Raw genomic sequence first — 21,426 nt, forward strand, 5'->3', positions numbered from 1 at the left:
TCTATTGAAACAGCCTCCCTCTGTGTTTATAAAAACAGAGGGAAACTTTTTACTTACATACTTTCATGCATTGTACGGTTAATTACATCGATTTGTTGTTCACGAGTTAATTTAATGAAGTTAACTGCGTAACCAGATACACGAATTGTTAATTGTGGATATTTTTCAGGATGTTCCATTGCATCCATTAATGTTTCACGGTTAAATACGTTAATATTTAAGTGATGTCCTTCTTTAACCGCATATCCATCAAGCATAGATACTAAGTTTTTAACTTGTACATCATCTTCTTTACCAAGCGCTTTTGGAATAATTGAGAATGTATTAGAAATACCATCTTGCGCATCTTCATAAGGTAATTTTGCAACAGATAATAGTGATGCTAGTGCACCTTTTGTATCGCGTCCATGCATAGGGTTTGCACCTGGCGCAAACGGTTCACCAGTACGACGACCGTCTGGAGTGTTACCTGTTTTCTTACCATATACAACGTTAGATGTAATAGTTAAGATTGACATTGTATGAACAGAATTACGGTATGTTTTATGTTTACGAAGCTTGTTCATAAATGTTTTTACAAGATCTACTGCAATTTCATCTACACGATCATCATTGTTACCGTATTTAGGGAAATCACCTTCGATTTCGAAGTCAACTGCAATACCATTTTCATCACGAATTGGTTTTACTTTTGCGTATTTAATTGCACTTAAAGAGTCAGCTACTGCAGATAAGCCAGCGATACCTGTTGCCATTGTACGAAGAACATTTGTATCATGAAGTGCCATTTCAATACGTTCATAACTATATTTATCGTGCATATAATGGATAACATTTAATGTGTTTAAATATAAACCTGCTAGCCATTCCATTGTCATATCAAATTTACGCATAACTTCTTCGTACTCTAATACTTCAGAAGTGATAGGTGCAAATTCAGGTCCAATTTGTTCTTTTGATTTTTCATCTTTACCGCCATTAATTGCATATAGTAGTGTCTTAGCTAAGTTTGCACGAGCTCCGAAGAACTGCATTTGCTTACCAATTCTCATTGCAGACACACAACAAGCAATACCGTAATCATCGCCATACTCTGGGCGCATAATGTCATCATTTTCATATTGAATTGCAGATGTTTTAATAGACATTTTCGCACAGTAGTTTTTAAAGTTCTGTGGTAATTGTTTAGACCAAAGAACTGTTAAGTTTGGCTCTGGAGCTGGTCCTAAGTTATCTAATGTGTGCAAGAAACGGAATGAGTTTTTCGTTACTAATGGACGACCATCAAGTGCAATACCACCGATAGATTCAGTTACCCAAGTTGGATCACCAGAGAACAATTCATTGTAATCAGGCGTTCTTGCGAATTTTACAAGACGTAATTTCATGATGAAGTGATCAACAATTTCTTGCGCTTCTTCTTCTGTTAATGTACCATTTTCAATATCTCTTTCAATGAAGATATCTAAGAATGTAGAAGTACGTCCAAGGCTCATTGCTGCCCCGTTTTGTTCTTTAATTGCTGCAAGATAAGCGAAGTATAACCATTGGAATGCTTCTTGTGCATTTGTTGCTGGTTTAGAAATATCAAAACCATGAGAAGCTGCCATTTGTTTTAACTCTTGAAGTGCACGCATTTGCTCAGATAACTCTTCGCGTAAACGCATTGTATCTTCGCTCATTACGCCACCAGTTAAATTTAAATCTTCTTTTTTCGCTTCTATTAAGCGATCAACACCATATAATGCTACGCGGCGATAGTCACCAATAATACGTCCACGGCCATATGCATCTGGAAGACCCGTAATAACGCCAGATTTACGAGCTGCTCTCATTTCAGGAGTATAAGCATCGAATACACCTTGATTATGCGTTTTACGCCAATCTCTGAAAATACGGCTTAATTCTTTGTCCATTTCATATCCATAAGATTCACAAGCTTGCTCTGCCATACGAATACCACCGTATGGTTGTAAAGAACGTTTAAATGGTTTATCTGTTTGGAAACCAACTACTTTTTCAGTATCTTTATTTAAATATCCAGGACCATGAGATGTAATAGAAGAAACAATGCTTGTATCCATATCAAGGACGCCACCATTATCACGTTCTTGTTTCGTTAAATCCATTACTTGATCCCAAAGTTGTTTCGTTGCTTCTGTTGCTTCCGTTAAGAAAGATTCGTCCCCTTCGAAAACGTTTACATTATTTAAAATGAAATCGCGAACATCAATCTCTGCTTTCCACTTTTCACCTTTAAAGTTTGTCCATGCGTTTTTTACATTTTCTAATACTTGAGTCATCCTAATCTCCTCCATTTTTGATTAGTACAGGACTAAGATTTTTTATATAACAGCTTACACATTTAGAATACTACTTTTTTGAAAAAGCGAACGGAATAGTTGTGACACATTTGTGAAATGTTGAGCAAACTACTATGCGCGTAGTATTAACTTCAATTTTAACTCTTTAAAATTAAGACTTTCCTTAATTGTATTTTTTTGGTATCCTTATAAACGAATCCTATTCTGTGGTATAAAGAGTCATACCCATTTTAAACTGTAATACCCTTATCTCTTATTCTGTTATAGTTTTTCTAAAACAGAATAGAAAGAAGTGTACCTATTTGGTACACTTCTTTTCATAATGAATGAGATATAACTTCTGATTAAATTGAGTCTTAATCTAGAATAACGAGGATAACGTTTTAGATGTTTTTTAATTTTTCAAAGTTATAATTGCAGCCACAGCGTAATATACCGCTCGCTGTAACTCTGTATGTTCCGCTACAGATACTGTAACAAGTGATCCCCCACTTGCAGAGAAATATTGAACCGCTTCTAACGGAATCCCGTCTTCTTTCACATCAATATAAGTTCCATCTTGCCATTTTCCTTTTTGTAATGTACCTGATAAATCTCCTGTAACTTTCCCGATTTCTTTTCCTTCAGATGATAGGAAGCTCCACTCCCATTTTGTTAAGCTTAACAATTGATTGAATTCACCGATTCTCTCTCCCATTATGCTATAAAATGTATATGAATTCCGTACACCTCTTTTCTTCTTAATTACTAACAGCTCTTCACCTAATTCATTTAATAAATAAAATTGTTGCTCATTCATTCCTTTAAAGAAAAAGGATAAGATACTTTTCCATATCGTTTGAATTTTAGAATCATATTTTTCTTCGAGCATCCCCATTGTATTTCCCTCTAGCCCAAAGTATGTAACTGCCGTAAAAAAATTAGTTTCCCTACGAACGACAAATCTTCTTTGCTCCAACAATAAGGAAATTTCTTTCCCTTGAACAATCTTTTCTATCCTCTTAGCTCTGCTCTTTTCTACCAAACTATAAATCAATAGAATACACGCTGGTAACATAATACTTATTAATTCTAGAATCCCCTTTTCCGAACTAAGAAGTGTTCCATTTTGATATTCCACTACGCATCCAATCATAATAATAATCCATACAATAATAGCTAAAAGTAAAGTTCGCCTCGCATTACGCGCATGATGCTTATGAATACTCATAACCTCCTTCTCCCTTTCCATTTTTTTCATTATCTCAATAAATAGATTCTGCCTCAACTCATAAAAAAAGACTACCCCAGAGGATAATCTCTTACACTTCAATATGCTGTAGCATTGTATAAATATCATTATTAAGCGTACCAAATGATTTAATATTATTTTGAATATTAGATAATAAAATAACATACACATTCCCACTTCTACTAAATCCATTTAAGCAATTCCATCCAGGCATTACACCATGATTAGAGTAACTTCCCGGATTTACATACCAACCAAATCCATAATCTTTTTTAAATGCTGTAAACATTTGATCATAGCTCTCTTTAGATATTAGCTTCCCAGAAAATAGTGCTTCATTAAATAAATATAAATCATTTGCACTCGTATATATATCACCATTTCCATATAATTGTGACATATTTGGAATAGCAGGAACTGTCATATTATTATTTACAACCTTGTAACCAGTCGAAGGATACTTTGTTTTCTCTAATTCCGTTCCGAAACCTGATTGTTTCATCCCTACAACATCAAAAATATGTTGTTTAATATACTCTTCTAACGGTTGCCCGCTAACTTTCTCAACGATGTAACCAAGTATTGAGTAATTTGAATCCGAATACTTCCATTTTTCACCTGGATTAAACAAACGTTTTTGTTGCCCAATTCGCTTCAACAATTCCTCGTGAGAAATATCGCCTTCGCCTGCCTCATATTCAGGAATTCCCGATGTGTGTGTCAATAGATGAATTAACTTTACTTCGTTACCTCTCGGAAAATCAGGAATATATTTTGCTATTGTATCTTCTGTTTGAAGTTTATTTTGATCTTTTAGCTGCATAATCGCTGTAGCTACAAATGCCTTTGAAATTGAACCAATATAAAATGTTGTTTGTGAATTATTCGGTATTTTTCCCTCTTGATTTGCCATCCCGTAACCCTTATTCAAAAGTACTTTACCATTTTTCACAACAACTGCTGTTCCACTAAAATTTTTATCTTTTAAATAATTGTCTAACTCAGTATTCTCGTTAATTTCTTGTGGCGGGCCTTCGACAGGTTTTTCCGCTGCCTTTGCTTGCTGCGTGCCTTCTGGAGGTTGTTCTGGAGGTTGTTCTAATTGTTTTTGTTCGGTTTCTTTCTTTACTTCTGTCGTTGCTTTTAACGTATTCTCTTTTTTAGTATGTGCAATAATTTTTGTATATACGAAATATACAAGCAAAAACAATACAATAAGAATGCTCGTTCTTTTTATATACGTAACCGGTCTACGAGCTTTCATACTTGCACTATCCTTTTCTTCATTCATGATTCTTTTTTCCCCTTACTGACCAAATAATTTAATCACTTCACAAAAATATAACCTTTAAATTCCCCTAACTATTGGAAATTCCATTTCATACCTTTCTTACTTTATCATGTGATGAAATTATAACCAACCAATATGTTTGAAAAAAGAAAAGAATTTTTTTAAAAGTAAGATTCCCTATATAAAAAAGAGAATATCCTCTAAAAGACTAGTCTAATCCAGCCTTTAGGGATATCCTCTTATCTAATTATTTATACATATTTCTTCATGTCATCAGCGACAGACTCAACGTTTGTACCTACGATAACCTGTACGCTTGTATTACTTAATTTCATAACACCTTTTGCACCGGCACGTTTTAATGCTGGCTCATTTACTAAGTTTGCATCTTTCACTTGCAAACGCAAGCGAGTTGCACAGTTATCAATAACTGTTAAGTTGTCTTTTCCGCCTAATGCTGCCACGTAAGTTTCACCGATAGAACCTGCTACTGGTGCGTCTCCCTCTGCAGCTAACTCATCGTCATCTTCACGACCTGGAGTTTTCAAGTTGAACTTCTTAATTAAGAAATAGAATACTACAAAGTAAATTGCTGCATAAATTAAACCAATTCCCGCTAATAATAACGGTTTTGTTGCAATACCGAAGTTTAAGAAGTAATCAATCGCACCGGCACTGAATGAGAAACCATCGTGAATGCCAAGTGTTGTTGTTACAAATAAAGAAATACCTGTTAATACAGCATGGATACCGTATAATACTGGTGATAAGAACATGAATGAGAATTCAATTGGTTCTGTAATACCAGTTAAAAATGATGTTAAAGCAAGCCCACCTAACATCCCTGTAACCATTTTACGTTTTTCTGGTTTAGCTGCTGCAATCATTGCAAAACATGCTGCTGGTAAACCGAACATCATAATTGGGAAGAAACCAGTCATAAACATACCAGCTGATGGGTCTTGTGCAAAGAAGCGTGCAATATCACCATGAACAACATCGCCGGCTGCATTTGTAAAGTCACCAAGTACAAACCAGAAATATGTGTTCATTACATGGTGTAAACCAATTGGAATTAATAAACGGTTTAATAAACCGAATAACCCTGCACCGATTGCATCTAAGTTTACAATGCCGTGCGCTACTGTATCAATACCACTTTGGATTGTTGGCCAAATTTGACCGAATACTAATCCTAGAAGAAGCATAACGATAGAAGTAATAATTGGTACAAAACGTTTTCCTGCAAAGAACCCTAACCATTCTGGTAATTTGATTTTATGGAACTTGTTATATAATAATCCAGCAACAACCCCAGCGATAATACCGCCTAGTATGGCCATATTTATCTTTGGCGTTAACGCTGCCGCTTTTGAAACTTTCGTCATTGTATCCGCTAACTTACTTGGATCAACTGATCCTAATAAGTCTTGAACACCCTTTAATTTATCATTTAGCTCTGCAGCAGAATACCCTTTACTTAATGTATCAGTTGTATTCTTCATAACTAAATAACCAATTGCACCAGCAAGACCTGCGGCACCACTACCATCAACAGACAAACCGATTGCAACACCAATTGCAAAAATAAGTGCTAAGTTATCAAAGATTGCTGCACCGGCCTGTGCCATAACAGGAATATCGAACACGTCTGGTTGTCCTAAACGAAGCAATAATCCTGCTGCTGGTAGCACTGCGATTGGAAGCATTAATGCTTTACCAATACGTTGTAAAAACTGCAACATTGTAATTCCTCCTATTCAATTTATGAAATCGTTACCATTATAAATACGTTTAGAAAACGCTTTCTATCACATAATCATAATAACATATAGTTGTATAGATGTGTAGTTTTTATTTATGAACTTTTTATGGATATCTTTTCTATTTTCAAACTGTTATATAAAAGGGAGTTTCTCCTTCTTATTAACAAATAAAATCAAAAATAAGATAACAGAACCTAGATAAATCGTGGCTATGAAAAGAATAAAAATGGCCTTTACTCGTTTACTTTCTTTATTTTTACTTGGCATGGAACAGCTCTAACCGCTTCTATGCATAACCGGCTCCTCTATCCCACCTAAAAAAGGGTTTATATCTATTTTTCAATTTGTATTCAAGACAGAAGTTTCATTTTATCATTCCACTTTTTCATGTTATTATTTATTTCCGAGTTTATTGGGAAACGTAAACTTAGTGAAAAAGGAACAGGAGCGTTGGTATTATGCAGTGCATCGAGACAAACAACTTACAACAGTTGCTAGAACAAGTAAAACCCTATACAAAAAAAGGGAAACTTGCTACCTATATCCCCGAACTAGGAAATGCAAATCCAGACGATTTAGGGATTGCTATCTACCATAAAGAGACCGAATACGTCCATGCTGGAAACTCGCAGACACTTTTTACTCTTCAAAGTATTTCAAAGGTAATCACACTCGCTCTTGCACTTTTAGATTGTGGTGAAGAATATGTATTCTCTAAAGTTGGGATGGAACCAACTGGTGACCCATTTAATTCTATTATTAAACTAGAAACAACTAGCCCTTCTAAACCTCTTAATCCAATGATTAACGCAGGTGCGTTAGCTATTACAAGCATGCTTACAGGAGATAGTAACGAAGAGAAGATGGAACGAATTCTTCGCTTTGTACGTGATATCACAGACAATCCTACAATTAACTACTCTTCCAAAGTAGCCATCTCTGAACTAGAAACTGCTTACTTAAATCGATCTCTTTGCTACTATATGAAGCAAAACGGCATCATTGATGGTAATATCGAAGAATTAATGGACTTATACACACGCCAATGTGCAATTGAAGTAAATTGCATTGATCTAGCACGCATTGGTTTAATCTTTGCAATGGATGGCTACGATCCATATAAGAAAAAACAAATTATCCCAAAACATATCACAAAAATTTGTAAAACCTTTATGGTAACTTGCGGCATGTACAATGAATCTGGAGAATTTGCGATTCGTGTTGGAATCCCCGCAAAAAGCGGTGTCGCTGGTGGAATTTTCGGTTGTGTAAAAGGAGAAATGGGAATCGGTATTTTCGGACCAGCTCTAGATGCAAATGGAAATAGTATTGCTGGATTTAAAATATTAGAATTGCTTTCTGCTCAAGAAGGTTGGAGCATTTTTTAAAAAGGGGTCCTAATGATAATTTTCGGCATTATTTATAAGTGAATTTCAAATTCCAACAAATAAAAAAGTTATCCTCCCCCACTTCGATAGGATAACTTTTTTTATTATGCATATTTGCTCCCCCTTCCCGAATAATATAGTACAACCTAACGCTATACGGTGGAGGTGTAAAAGAAATGAAACTCATTTTTCAAATGGAGGAACAACCTGTCCTAGAGAAAACAATTCTTCTTTTTATACTTAGTATTGTAGAAAGCTTAAAACTGAAAGTTGTTTCCCCCGATGAAGCTTATCGATACATATTCAATTTAGAAGTATTGGAATTATTAATGGATCGAAATATTGATGATCAAGTTCTAGAGCTTATTCATTTTGGCATGGGGCTTGAAGACATTCATCATGTCCTCCCCGAAGAACTTGAACCAAGTATTGAAGAGTTAAAATGGCGTTGTATTCAAGCGCTTGGTGAATATGAAATGTATGAAGAATCACAACAGCTAATTGAAGATATACGCTAAAAAAGCACCTATATAGGTGCTTTAATGTTTCTTTAAGCTATTTTTATACGTTTCAATATTAACAGGTAATTCTTCCTCTTCTAACGTATGCTCATTCACATCTTTATGAATGAACGCCCCTTTAGGTGGCTGATGATCATGACCTTTTTTCTTATGATCAAACGCTTTACCACGTCCCATATTCATACCCCTTTCTAAAAAGAAATCACTGTTAGTATGAAGTTAAGCGTGTCGATATATGCAGTGGTTTGTTATATTTCCGTGGAAATACTCAAATATTGTTTTCAATCTCATTTTACATCAATTGATCGATTCCGATTAGAATCAATAAAATCCCAGCAATAATTGTTGCCCATCTCCCTAAGTATTCCGCCAAAAATCTTTTCCCTATATACGAAAAACCGCTCATACAAACGAAACTAAATATTCCAGAAATAATAGTAAGTAAGTTATCCTTCATATCCAGGATGTTTATGACGTTGACATCCAAATAGATAACAATCTGTAGCGATTGGTATTTCAAATTCTATTTGTGGAACATATCCAGACATAATCTTCTCTATCACATGATTATATTCTTCTTTATTAGAAATTAATTCACTCACACGCTCTTCTTTATCACTTTCTGTCCATCCTTTATCACACTCCTCATCTAGAACATCTTGAATGAGTTCATTTGTCTGTTCGATTACCTTACCGATGATTTCTTGGGCGGATGTTAAAGAACTCACTTTTAGTAGGCAATAAACATATCTGCTTATCCAACGAGGTTCATCCGAATACACTTTCCGACCTTTTTCAAACCAGACAATTGCTTCTTTAAAACACCCCATTTCTATATATAATTCTGCAACTTCAATTTCTCCTATAAAGTTCTCATCTTCTTCTGAAAACAAATCTAATTTACGCTTCGCTTCTGTTGTATTCCCCATTTCAATCAAACATTTAATATGACCGTACATATAATAATCCGAGTTACTTGCACCCATAAGCAAGTATTCTGATGCTTCTTTTAACTCTCTAAGATAATAATTCGCTATCCCTAAATTTTTGTATGCTTCCATAGATGGCTGAATTGTAATAGACTGAAGCAAAATAGAAGAAGCATCCCCCCACATTTTTTTCTTTATATAAATTTCCCCTAGAAGATTATATGAAAAATGCGAGGATGGCTTCATCTCTATAACTTCTTTCATCAATTCAAAGGCGGTTTCAGTGTCTTGTTCTTCATAGATATAAATCCAAGCAAGGTTGTTTAACGATTGAACATTTCTTGCTACTTGCACGGCTTTTTTGAACAATTTTAGCGACTCTTCATATTCATTTTTCTCAAGTAATTCAATTGCCAGTTCATTCAAATTCACTTACATTTCCCCTTTTGTATATTTCACATTATTTTAACATCTGTATATTTTCGGGTAATAAAAAAATCGTACAAACATTAACGTTCGTACGATTCCACGACAGATACTTTTATGTTACATGACGTACCTTAGCAATTTATTAACAAAACCTTAAAATTCTCTTATTTTTGTGTATGACACCATTCGTATATAAAAGCGGTGATTACTTTCGTAAACTCAACTAACTGACTCATTTCAACTTTTTCATTTACAGAATGCGCTTCTTCTAACGTACCAGGTCCATAAATAACAGCTGGAATATTAAACTCGCTAAACCATCCACCATCTGTTACTGTCGCGGACATATCAAGAACTGAACTCCGCTTTAACGTAGACTCATGTATCGAAGCCAGTTTATGTACTGCCGGATGTTCCTTCTCTACTTCTAATGAAGGAAATATTTCACCACGATCAACAATCATCGATTCTCCGCCCCATTCAAACTGTGGTGGATTTTCACGAAGCCATGGATCAGCCATAGCCACCCTACCAATATACTCTTCAATTTCTTTCGCAATCTGATCATGTGTTTCATTTGGATAGAAGTGTACCGTAATCCAGAGTCTGCACTCGTCTGCAACAAACGCTGCATGACGACCACCTTCAATAACAGCTGGGTTAATCGTTGTTGTTCCAAATGGATAGCCTTCATACGTTTTCATTACCGCCCAGTGCCTTTCTAACTCTTGCAAACCTTGCACAATTTTCATCATTTTTTCAATTGCACTTGCTCCAAATAGGCGGCCACCAGCATGAATCATTTGTCTACGCGTTGCATCATGAAATGTTTGCAGACTTTTTACTGTAATCCACCCTGTAATAACGCCACCTTGACCTTGCATATGTAAATCACTCGTATCCACAACGACTGCAAAATCCGCGTTATAACCTCGCTTACAACATTGAAGTGTTCCTGCTTCTCCGACTTCTTCTCCAATTACCGACTGAAAGATTAAATCCCCAGGCAATTCAATTCCTGCTTCTTGTAAAAGCTGGATCGCAAATAAGGCACCAGCTAATCCACCTTTCATATCAGCTGCACCACGCCCAACTAGCCATTCATCTTTCACAAATGGTTCAAAAGGGCTCGTTTCCCAGTTCTCATCCACTGATATTTCTGCCACGTCCATATGCCCATTAATAATTAAACTTTTGTGCGAATCACTAGCTGTCCCCTTTTTTACACCAACAACATTCGGATCATTCGGATAGACATCCCATTTATCAATTATAAAATCACGTTTCATAAAAAAATCAGCGACAAATTGCTGTGCTTCACTTGTATTTCTTGCTGGTGGTGCTGGTGTTTCAAAACGGATTAATGTTTTTATAAGTTCTAATAGTTCCTCTTTCCTTAAATCGATTTGTTCTAGTAGCTGTGAGACTGCCTCATTCATTACAAATTCCCCTTTGCATACATAGTATGTTTCAGCTTTTATTTTTACAAAAAAAGAGACTGTTTACAATTTAACAGTCTCTAATAATCCATAACTTAAGATGAATCTCATCACAAACTTTGCGCTTCTGTTGTATTCGTCTTTTCAATACGTTCCATAGCCTTTTTCTTATTTGTTGTAATCCGATAAAATAGCAAACAGACAATCATAAATGGAATACCACAATACAGTGCCATTCGTTGTTCCGGAATAAATGCCATACTAACAATTACCGTTAAGTTTAATACTAAAGCAAGAAGTGGGACAAATGGATACAATGGGGTTTTAAATTTTAAGTCCTTAATATCCCCTCCTTGCTTTATGTATGTTCTTCTAGCCAAAAGATTAGATAAAGCGATAGATGCCCAGACTAATATTGCACCGAATCCCGCAATGGAGAGAAGCCATAAATAAACTGTATCCTCTGCATAAATACCACATAATAAAGAGAGACAACCTACAATAGTACTTACAATTAATGCATAAATTGGAACACCTTTTTTCGATAACTTACCAAAAATCGGACTAATCATTCCTTGATTAGACATAGACCATAGCATACGAGAAGTTGCATATAATCCAGAATTCGCCACTGATAGTACCGCGGTAATAATAACGAAATTTATAATATCTGCTGCATAAGGGATACCAATTTTATCAAATACAACTACGAATGGACTTTCTATCACTCCTGCTTGTTGCCAAGGGAATAGCCCCGCAAGTATAAAAATGGAAAGTACAAAGAAAACGAGTATACGCCAAACTGTATTATTAATAGCTTTTGGAATGGTTTTCTCTGGGTTCTCACTCTCTCCAGCCGCGATACCAACTAATTCTGTTCCCTGAAAGGAAAAATTAACTGCAATCATTGTAATTAAAATAGCTGTTAGCCCATTTGGAAACAGCCCTCCGTAATCAGTAAAGCTAGAAAACATTGGCGCCGGTTCATTCCCTTTCATATCTAGGAAACCAAACATAGCTGCCCCGCCTAAAATAATAAATGCAACAATTGTAATTACTTTAATACTTGCAAACCAAAACTCGACCTCTGCAAAACTTCTTGAAGATAACGCATTAATAGCAAAAAGTAGAACGGCAAAAACTACGCACCAAATCCACGATGATACATCTGGAAACCAACGTTTCATTAAGATACTAACTGCTATCAACTCAATCCCTATCGTAGCGGACCAGTTTAACCATGACATCCATCCCACTACATAGCCTACCGCAGGTGAAATATGCTTTGTAGCATATGTTTGATAAGACCCTGCATCAGGCATAGCAACCGCCAACTCTCCAAGACAGAGCATCGTTAAATACATAACAAATCCTCCAACAAGATAAGCTACAATCGCTCCTCCAGGACCAGCTTCATGGATGGTATAACCGGATCCTAAAAAAAGCCCGGTACCAATTACTCCTCCAAGTGCAATCATAAATAAATGTCGACTTTTCAACTCCCGTTTTAATTCCTGGTTTTGATTTGTCATATAAATCCCCCCTTTTGTTTTTACAAGAATGCATTAATGTAAACGCTTTAAAATATAAAAATAATAACTCCACTTTTACTACACACCAGAGATGAACCGTAATACAATAATCATTTAGTAACCCTTCTTATGATTTAATTGGCATTTTCATAAATGAAAATAATTGTTTAGAAGAGTGCTAGGAACTAGTACATAATTCCCATAGCTTGTATTAATCACTACCTGTTATTAACATGTCATCTCTTACTGCTATTAATCGTGTTTTATTGGTAATACTTTGTCCCTCTTCCACTTCTAACAATACGATATCACCACTGATTCCTACTTTAATTTCTACTTTCTCTTTATCTATTGTTTCAATTAACGCTAACTTCTCCCACTCATATACATAAGAACTTTCAGTAACAAATAATTTCTCTACTTTCCCATAACAAGGACTGTATACGTTTTCTATAACTGCCTTCATTTTGTAACCTCCTCTTTCTTATTAAATGTTGCTAAAAAGTTATACACTTTATAAAACTTTCAATTCACCCCTAGTCTTTTAATTTAGAGCTTTCATTTACTATGAATGCAAAATGCATACCAACTTCAATTCCCTTGTAAAATTAGAGATGTTTACAAAAAAACTTAATAAGTGCAAAATTTTTTCTAACATTTTTAAGTTTTTAATCGGAAAAAGCGCAAAAATTTTTGCGCTTTTGATGAAATTTTAATAAAATTATAAAAAGTCAGTCTTCATAGGGTATAACAAGGAGAAGATGATACATGCATACAGAAGAAATCAATTTCAAAAAATTAGTTGAGATGAATATGCTATATGAAAATTTACTCAATGAACTTGATATTGGGATCCATATTATTAATGAGGAAAGTAAAACGGTAGTCTACAATCAGAAAATGATGGAAATCGAATCGATGGATCGTAAAGACATACTATACAAAAATCCTTTAGAGGTATTTGTATTTGAAGAGAATCAAACTAGCACTCTTATAGAAGCACTAAAACTCGGAAAAACTAAAAAAAACGTAAAACAGACTTATTTTAATAATAAAGGAAAAGAGATTACAACAATTAATGATACCTTCCCTATAATAGAAAATGGAAAAATCAAAGGTGCTGTTGAAATTTCAAAAGACATTACCCAATTAAAGTCAATGATGAAAACAAGTCTTACTCGAAGGCAAAATACTAAGTTTACCTTTAATCATATAATAGGTAATTCTAGAGCAACTCACTCGATTATTACAGAAGCAAAAAAAGTCACACGTACATCCTCCTCCATACTTATCGTAGGAGAAACAGGAACTGGGAAAGAATTATTTGCGCAAAGTATTCATAATGAAAGTCATCGTTCAACAAAACCTTTTATCTCACAAAATTGCGCTGCTATACCAGAGACCCTAATGGAAAGTCTGTTATTCGGAACGAACAAAGGCGCTTTTACAGGTGCAATAGATAAACCTGGTTTATTTGAAGAAGCTAATGGCGGGACTTTATTGCTAGATGAAATTAACTCATTAAGTCCAGCTCTTCAAGCTAAATTATTGCGTGCTATACAAGATAAAACAATACGAAGAGTCGGAGGAGCACAAGAAAAAGAAGTAGACGTCCGAATCATAGCAACCATTAATGAGGATCCTGTTGAAGCCATAACTCACAATCGATTAAGGAGAGACCTATATTATCGATTAAGCGTTGTAACTTTATTTTTACCACCTCTAAGAGAGCGAAAAGAAGATGTCCCCATGCTTGTTCATCATTTTATTGAAAAATATAATATCGAATTTGGCTTAAAAGTAAAAGGGATAGATTCAAACGTCCAAGACTGCTTTTATAACTACGATTGGCCTGGTAATGTAAGGGAGTTAGAACATATGATTGAAGGCTCTATGAACTTAATAGAAGATGAAGAATTCATTACAACGTTCCATATACCTAAACGCTTTTATGATCTAACCAAAAGAGAATTTGAAGTCCACCCATCGCTAACTAATCAGAATACAGATGATACGCCTAAACCTTTAAAATACACAATGAAAGAAATAGAAAAAGAATACATCTATCAAATTCTTAAAGAAAATAAAGGTAATATCTCACAAACAGCAAAATTTTTAGGGCTCAGTAGGCAAAACCTGCAATATCGATTAAAAAAATATAATTTAAACAGCTAAGAAGACCTATATATCATCTTGATTTCTTTACAATTTCTATAAGTACACTCAAAAAAAGGAAGGGTTGTTCCCCCTTCCTTTTTGATTTATATCTATATCAACTACCAAATTATCTAAAAATCTACCTTCTCCAAATACAATCCACTCGCATCCGCAAGACAGTTAATTTGATTTCGTTGTTTCGCTGCTAAAATTTGCGGGATCGCATCTGCATCTAACTGACCTAAGCCAACTTCTACTAAAGCCCCAACAATCTTTCTCACCATATTATGAAGAAATCCATTTCCGCTCACTCTAATTTGGATAAAACCTTCACTTTCTGCGACATCAAGCATATATACTTCCCGAACCATCGACTTTTTCTTTGATTTAGCGTTTGAAAAAGCAGTAAAATCATGTGAACCAATTAAATATTGAGCTGCTTTTTGCATACTTTCAATATTTAACTTTTTTGAAACGTGCATGCTGTATTTACGCATAAATGGATTCGTATGTTCCTCATTCCAAATCTTATATAAATACGTTTTCGCTTTTGAGTTGTAGCGAGCATGGAAACGTTCAGGAACTTGCTCCACATCCGTGATACTAATATCGTTTGGTACGTATTGATTTAAATACTTTTTCACTTTCGTTTCTGCTAGTTTTTCATCAACCTTAAAGTTAGCGACTTGATTCAGGGCATGTACTCCTGCATCTGTTCTACTGCAACCAATGATTTCTATTTCTTGTCCAATCATTTCTGATAATACACTTTCGATTTTTCCTTGAATGGTATTATCGTTATTCCCAAGGCGCTGCCATCCCTTATAGCGGCCGCCGTCATATTGAATTGTTAATTTGTAGTTGTTCATTGTTTTCTGCTATTAAAAACATAGACATTTGCCTATTCATGTTTTTATTAACAGACTCACCGCCTTTCTTTTTCCGTTACATAAAACAAAAATTCTAAGCACTCTATGATGTTTTTCGTAATCTTCTTCTCATAGTAACACAAGAGAGCTCATTTAGTGTCTACTTCTGCCAATGTATTATGCGCATAGACTATACATATTAAATCAATAGTGTACAATCTAGTTCACGAACGCGATCCATGTTCCTGCAAGAACTTCTGCAACTCTTCTTTATGCTGTACATTTTTCTCCCACTCTTCGCACTCCTTTAGAAACCTCTTGGTCTACTGGTTATTAACACGTTCATTCTATTGACAAACATCCAAATTTGACCGACTCAACACTATAAAACCTGGTAAAAGGTAGTGAAAATTTAAGAATAATAAGGTAAACTAATCAATGGTTTTGGATGCAAAACACTAGTTTACAGTCGGTTGACGTTGATACCGGGATTATATTAGATATGTGGAGGGAATATTTATGAACAACACAATAAATGAATCAGTTGAAAAAGTTGATAGAAAACGAGCAAACTCAAGCAAGCGTTTTAAAAATTGGAAGTTTGTCACAACGGGTGGCTTCGTTATACTTGCACTCCTAATTGGGGGAATGAGTTATTATCAGGCAACTCGTTTCAATTCACAGGTTACGATTAATGATACAAAAGTCGGCGGTCTAACTACTGATCAGGTAATGCAGAAATTAAAAACATCTGGATTAGAAAACAAGGTCTATGTCGGCCAACAACAAATTTTAGATGAAAAAGATACGCAAACGGAACTTACGGAAAAAGATTTGCCTCAAATTAAGAAGCTATTAAAAAGCCAGTGGACATTTTTTCCTTCCTCAAAGGAAAAAAATTATTCACTGCTACCGGAAAAGGCGAATCAGTATCGAAGCGAAACGATGAAAAAAATTGTAGAAGAAAAACTCATCTCTATGAATAAAGGTTTAAAAGCGCCTCAAGATGCTATGGCGAAGCTCGAACAGGGCAAGGCTTTCATCTCAAAAAGCGTTGACGGAGAACAGTATGATGTTGCTAGTCTATTAAAGGATTACGACAAGAAAAAGTATAAAAGTGAAATCCATTTAACCCCTGTATACATACAGCCTATTAAAGAAAACAATCCGATTGTAAAAAAAGAGGAGAAAGCATTACAAGATCTTCTTCAACAAACCATTGATTATAAGGTACAAAATGAAGTTTACTCTTTAAAAGCTAAAGATCTAATTAAAAATGCCTCTATGTCAAAGGATATGAAAGTTACAATCGACGCGAGCGACATTAAGAACAAGATTGCTGAAATTAATAATTCTAAATCAACATTAAATAAAGACTTCACATTTAAAACCCATTCTGGTTCGGTCATATCGGTAAAAGGACAAGGCTATGGCTGGGCAATAAATGTTGAAAAAGAAGTAAAACGAATCCAAGAAGCCTTCGAAAAAGGGGAAAAATCGCTTTCCGCTTCTAATATTTACGGAAATGGCTGGAATAAAGAAGGCATCGGTTATGAAACAACAGCAAATAATGGCATTGGAGACACGTATGCGGAAGTGTCGATTGCAGAACAGCAAATTTGGATTTACAAAGATGGAAAATTGGCAGTCTCAACGAATGTAGTAACTGGTAAACATAGCACAAGTGAAGATACATCACCGGGTGTGTGGTATATCCTCTATAAACGATCACCGTACACACTCAAAGGCAGCGCAGTAGGTAAACCTGATTATTCCGTTAAAGTGGATTACTGGGCTCCGTTCACAAACAGCGGACAAGGGTTCCACGATGCCGGCTGGCGGACAAATTGGGCAAATAATGCCTATCTAACGGGCGGTTCGGGCGGATGTGTCAATCTCCCTCCTAGCATTGCTAAAACCGTATATGATAATCTCAGTACTTATGAACCCGTTATCGTGTACTAACAAATAGCAGTATCTCAAGTATTTTCTTTATAAAAATAAAGAAGCAAGAAATCCTAAGTAATTTTCTGCTTCTTTGTTTTTATTATTTATGTTCTGTACTTCTCCTGTGCAGGGGGAAAAACAGTTATATACTTAAAACCTATTTACTCATAGTATTGTTCACCGTTACACCTGCAACGGTGAACATTTTATTTAACCTTAGTACTAACTCTAACTTTTTTTAACTTCCCATATATATTCCCATGTCTCTCCTTTATCTTTCGATTGATAAAGTGCGCTACTACCGCCATTATAATCTCCATCTGCTCCTTGTCCAACTAACATATTAAAAACTCCATCTTTCTCATAAGGCATACCAGGAGAATCAAAAGGACTTATAGACTGTCCACTATCTAACTTTACTTCATGAGGTGTATAACTTACCTTTTTAAAAGATATGCCCCCATCATCTGTACGGTATAAATCTCCGTTAGTACTAGAAGTGTGGATTGCTCCTAAAAATCCAAGTTTATCATTTATAAAAGTTATTCCTGATACACTACCAATTCCTCCGATGAATGGGTCTGTATTTATAACCTCCCATGTTTTACCTCCATCAATCGTCTTGCTTAGCGAGTAAAAAGCACTACCTAATGCTTTATCTGTAATACTTAGTTTATAACCAACTTCTTTCGATAGGAAAAACTGTTCCTTGTTATTCGTTACACCCTTCTCTTTGGAGCTCTTTTGATTTGAATTACTGTTTGGTTTACTCCAATTTGGGTCACCTATTAAGTTATATCTAGCAGGTACTAACTCTTTCTCTTTTCCAGGGACGAATATAGATACAGTATATCCAATGATTTCAGAAACTGCTTCTTCAAGTTTATGCTCCTTACCATCCTCATTAATATTAATAATTCCCTCTGTATTGTATCCCCAATCCCTTTTCCCGTAATAAATCAATCCATACTTACTTTCATTCCACTTACTAACTGTTCGCTTAACTGGAATAGCCTTAACCGTTTTAATTAGAGGTTCTACTAGTTTATCATCATCATAATCAGGATTTGCATACCCATCTTGTATTACAGTAATATCTTTTGACTTCTTCTTATCATAAGCTATTAAATAAGTTTCCTCTTTCCCATCAGCATTTTTCCCATAAACAAATGTATCAAACGCTGTGATTGTTCCATCTGAACGAAATGTAAGATCAAAATCAGTTGCCATATATAATTTCTTTGGCAAAGGATATTTTTTATTTATATCTTCAAAAATACCTTCTACTCCATATTCATATATATTATTATGTTTAAATTTAATTGATCTTTCATGTTTTAACCTTTCTATGAACCATGCAAGTTTGCCATTATAATTTGTTGCACTTTTATAAATTTGTACCCCATAAAATGATGTGATTACAACAATAATGATAATAGAAATGTATTTCCATGTAGTTAAATTAGTAAATTTTTTAGATTCATATTCTCTATCTTTTATAATTTTCATTGTAGTAAATGTAATGATAGATATAAAAAATACTATACATAATAATAAAATATAAATATTATAATTCATTCTTCCGTACATACAGAATAAAGCTAACTCATAACAAAAAATCCAGTATCCAATTATTAATATTGGGTTTGTTAATAATGATATAAGTATCCTTTTTGCATTTTTCCTAAATATAAAAATCACTCCTAATTAAATTGCTTATCTTTATCTATATTGAGTATACTTCGTTCCACCCAATATTTGTATACTCCTTTAATCAGCATATTATTTAATTACATGCGAATTAAAATTAAAGTAATCGGAATTGATATAGTAATGAAAAAAATAAAAAAGCACTCCATCATACACAAAGATCAGTGCTAATTTCTTAATTCTAATTTTTATTAAAATTATTCCGATAGGCCTAAAATAAACAATTCGCTTTTAAAATCAAATCACTATCGGCTACTTATACTTATGATGCGGTTCTCCGTAACGCATCTAAATGAGGTACTTTAGAGTGCCTACCATCTAGCCGTTCTGGCGTTAATATAAAAATTTTTATAGCCATGATTTTCTAACGCCGTTCTAATATTTTTTTAAAGGTTACAATGCTTAGACATCTCATCTAATCCTTTTTGTTTTTTGAATGAATCCTCGATATTAATGCCAGCCTATTGTGCTCACTTCTAAAGCCGATTTACACTTTAAATTCATTACTTAACCGCAAAAAGCGGCCCTCATTGTTTTAAAAGAAGTGTTAGTTGTCTTCTTTTAAAAATAGTAGTAGCGAGGTACATTCCGTATGTATAGAGTTTATTTGCAACATAAATTGCTAGTCGATAAGCAAGAGCCTCTCTACTATGAAGGCTCTTGCTCACTGTTACATTTGTATTAAATAGTAATGAAGAACAATCTAAGTGTTATTGTCCAGATGGTTCTTTGTTTGGTTCTTTGTTTGGTTCTTTGCTTGGTTCTTTCACTGGTTCTTTGCTTGGTTCTTTCACTGGCTCTTTGCTTGGTTCTTTCACTGGCTCTTTGCTTGGTTCTTTCACTGGCTCTTTGCTTGGTTCTTTCACTGGCTCTTTGCTTGGTTCTTTCACTGGCTCTTTGCTTGGTTCTTTCACCGGCTCTTTAGCTTTTCCTGGACCTTCATCTGCTCCCGGACCTTTACCTGCTCCTGGACCTTTGCCTGCCCCTGGACCTTCACCTGCTCCTGGACCTTCACCTACTCCTGGACCTTTGCCTGCTCCTGGACCTTCACCTACTCCTGGACCTTTGCCTGCTCCTGGACCTTTGCCTGCTCCTGGACCTTCACCTGCTCCTGGACCTTTGCCTGCTCCTGGACCTTCACCTGCTCCTGGACCTTTACCTGCTCCTGGACCTTCACCTGCTCCTGGACCTTCACCTGCTCCTGGACCTTTGCCTGCTCCTGGACCTTCACCTGCTCCTGGACCTTTACCTGCTCCTGGACCCTCACCTGCTCCTGGACCTTTACCTGCTCCTGGACCCTCACCTGCTCCTGGACCTTTGCCTGCTCCTGGACCTTTACCTGCTCCTGGACCCTCACCTGCTCCCGGACCTTTCCCACCAGGGTGCAAAGGTGATTTCAGATTTGAATAAGAATAAATGATTGATTGTAACGTGCGACTATCTACTGAACCTGTTTCAGGTAGCCCATGTTGTTTTTGAAAATATTTAACTCCTCTGACTGTGGCACTATCATAGTCACCATTAATATTACCTGAGTAACTACCCAGTGATTTCAACATTCCTTGAATCACATAAACATCCGGCCCATGTCCTCCTTTACCAACAGCCAAACTTACTGTTGACATTGATATCAACAGTATGAGAGCTAACACAAAAGTGCCGATACTCTTTCCTAAAATCCTACCTATATTAGCCTTTTTTTACGAGAACTAATTTTTGATTTCCACTTTTTCATTCAATACACCATCCTTAAATTTAAATTTTAATCTAAGACAAAATTACTTTCCCCCAATATTTTTGTTTTATTATGTGAAACTTCCGATGATTTCAAACCAAATTTCCCCTCTTACTCTCAGACATGTTTTCAATAAAAAAAAGAGAACCTCATATATA

At 35.3% G+C, this 21,426-nt stretch carries 16 protein-coding genes and 2 pseudogenes; 4 read left to right on the forward strand and 14 right to left on the reverse strand.

Annotated elements, in window-relative coordinates; all coding sequences use genetic code 11:
- Positions 1-53: 53 nt before the first annotated feature.
- From pflB to nagE, 4 genes are all read right to left on the reverse strand, one after another.
- Positions 54-2,303, reverse strand: a complete 2,250-nt coding sequence (gene pflB, locus LOK41_RS23310; protein ID WP_241818492.1) for a formate C-acetyltransferase — start codon at positions 2,301-2,303, stop codon at positions 54-56.
- A gap of 415 nt (positions 2,304-2,718) precedes the next feature.
- Positions 2,719-3,534: a sugar ABC transporter ATP-binding protein gene (locus LOK41_RS23315; protein WP_241818493.1), complete on the reverse strand. Its 816-nt coding sequence runs from the start codon at positions 3,532-3,534 to the stop codon at positions 2,719-2,721.
- A gap of 91 nt (positions 3,535-3,625) precedes the next feature.
- The gene (locus LOK41_RS23320; protein ID WP_241818494.1) at positions 3,626-4,846 is read right to left on the reverse strand and encodes a serine hydrolase domain-containing protein; all 1,221 of its coding nucleotides are present in this window, start codon (positions 4,844-4,846) and stop codon (positions 3,626-3,628) included.
- Positions 4,847-5,097: 251 nt separating this feature from the next.
- On the reverse strand, positions 5,098-6,591 hold the full coding sequence (nagE, locus tag LOK41_RS23325; RefSeq protein WP_241818495.1) for an N-acetylglucosamine-specific PTS transporter subunit IIBC: 1,494 nt from the start codon (positions 6,589-6,591) through the stop codon (positions 5,098-5,100).
- Positions 6,592-7,070: 479 nt separating this feature from the next.
- Between nagE and glsA the strand changes: the two genes are divergently transcribed.
- Together glsA and LOK41_RS23335 are read left to right on the forward strand one after the other, a co-directional pair.
- Positions 7,071-8,000, forward strand: coding sequence for a glutaminase A (gene glsA / locus LOK41_RS23330; protein ID WP_241818496.1), 930 nt, complete (start codon positions 7,071-7,073; stop codon positions 7,998-8,000).
- Positions 8,001-8,176: 176 nt separating this feature from the next.
- A complete protein-coding gene (locus tag LOK41_RS23335; RefSeq protein ID WP_174102938.1) occupies positions 8,177-8,518 on the forward strand; it encodes a DUF3969 family protein in 342 nt (113 codons plus the stop codon).
- A gap of 21 nt (positions 8,519-8,539) precedes the next feature.
- Here the strand turns inward: LOK41_RS23335 and LOK41_RS23340 are convergent, their stop codons facing one another.
- The 6 genes and pseudogenes from LOK41_RS23340 to LOK41_RS23365 form a co-directional block, all read right to left on the reverse strand.
- Positions 8,540-8,698: a hypothetical protein gene (locus LOK41_RS23340; protein WP_000532411.1), complete on the reverse strand. Its 159-nt coding sequence runs from the start codon at positions 8,696-8,698 to the stop codon at positions 8,540-8,542.
- 115 nt (positions 8,699-8,813) lie between these two features.
- A pseudogene (locus tag LOK41_RS23345) lies at positions 8,814-8,966 on the reverse strand (sporulation membrane protein YtaF); the annotation flags it as partial.
- A gap of 1 nt (position 8,967) precedes the next feature.
- Complete coding sequence (locus LOK41_RS23350; RefSeq protein WP_241818497.1) at positions 8,968-9,882, reverse strand: tetratricopeptide repeat protein; 915 nt, start codon at positions 9,880-9,882, stop codon at positions 8,968-8,970.
- Positions 9,883-10,043: 161 nt separating this feature from the next.
- Positions 10,044-11,318: an acetylornithine deacetylase gene (locus LOK41_RS23355; protein WP_241818498.1), complete on the reverse strand. Its 1,275-nt coding sequence runs from the start codon at positions 11,316-11,318 to the stop codon at positions 10,044-10,046.
- A 110-nt stretch (positions 11,319-11,428) separates the two neighbouring features.
- A complete protein-coding gene (locus LOK41_RS23360) occupies positions 11,429-12,850 on the reverse strand; it encodes an amino acid permease (protein WP_241818499.1) in 1,422 nt (473 codons plus the stop codon).
- 211 nt (positions 12,851-13,061) lie between these two features.
- Positions 13,062-13,316 (reverse strand): biotin/lipoyl attachment domain-containing protein, encoded by a 255-nt coding sequence (locus LOK41_RS23365; protein ID WP_174102935.1) that lies wholly within the window; start codon positions 13,314-13,316, stop codon positions 13,062-13,064.
- Positions 13,317-13,618: 302 nt separating this feature from the next.
- Here LOK41_RS23365 and LOK41_RS23370 point away from each other — a divergent pair, with 302 nt between their 5' ends.
- The gene (locus LOK41_RS23370) at positions 13,619-15,025 is read left to right on the forward strand and encodes a sigma-54 interaction domain-containing protein (protein ID WP_241818500.1); all 1,407 of its coding nucleotides are present in this window, start codon (positions 13,619-13,621) and stop codon (positions 15,023-15,025) included.
- A gap of 113 nt (positions 15,026-15,138) precedes the next feature.
- Here the strand turns inward: LOK41_RS23370 and truA are convergent, their stop codons facing one another.
- Together truA and LOK41_RS29345 are read right to left on the reverse strand one after the other, a co-directional pair.
- On the reverse strand, positions 15,139-15,876 hold the full coding sequence (gene truA, locus LOK41_RS23375) for a tRNA pseudouridine(38-40) synthase TruA (RefSeq protein WP_241818501.1): 738 nt from the start codon (positions 15,874-15,876) through the stop codon (positions 15,139-15,141).
- Between the two features lie 224 nt (positions 15,877-16,100).
- A pseudogene (locus LOK41_RS29345) lies at positions 16,101-16,199 on the reverse strand (DnaD domain-containing protein); the annotation flags it as partial.
- 196 nt (positions 16,200-16,395) lie between these two features.
- Here LOK41_RS29345 and LOK41_RS23380 point away from each other — a divergent pair.
- Positions 16,396-17,841, forward strand: a complete 1,446-nt coding sequence (locus LOK41_RS23380) for a L,D-transpeptidase family protein (RefSeq protein WP_241818502.1) — start codon at positions 16,396-16,398, stop codon at positions 17,839-17,841.
- 210 nt (positions 17,842-18,051) lie between these two features.
- Here the strand turns inward: LOK41_RS23380 and LOK41_RS23385 are convergent, their stop codons facing one another.
- Entirely contained in the window at positions 18,052-19,524 is a 1,473-nt protein-coding gene (locus tag LOK41_RS23385; RefSeq protein ID WP_241818503.1) for a WD40/YVTN/BNR-like repeat-containing protein, read from the reverse strand.
- Positions 19,525-20,243: 719 nt separating this feature from the next.
- Positions 20,244-21,158 carry a peptidoglycan-binding domain-containing protein gene (locus tag LOK41_RS23390; protein WP_241818504.1) on the reverse strand — a complete coding sequence of 305 codons (915 nt, stop codon included), beginning with the start codon at positions 21,156-21,158 and terminating at the stop codon, positions 20,244-20,246.
- Between the last annotated feature and the right edge of the window lie 268 nt (positions 21,159-21,426).

Source organism: Bacillus sp. TL12 (genome assembly GCF_022625245.1).
In the GTDB taxonomy this organism is placed as follows: domain Bacteria; phylum Bacillota; class Bacilli; order Bacillales; family Bacillaceae_G; genus Bacillus_A.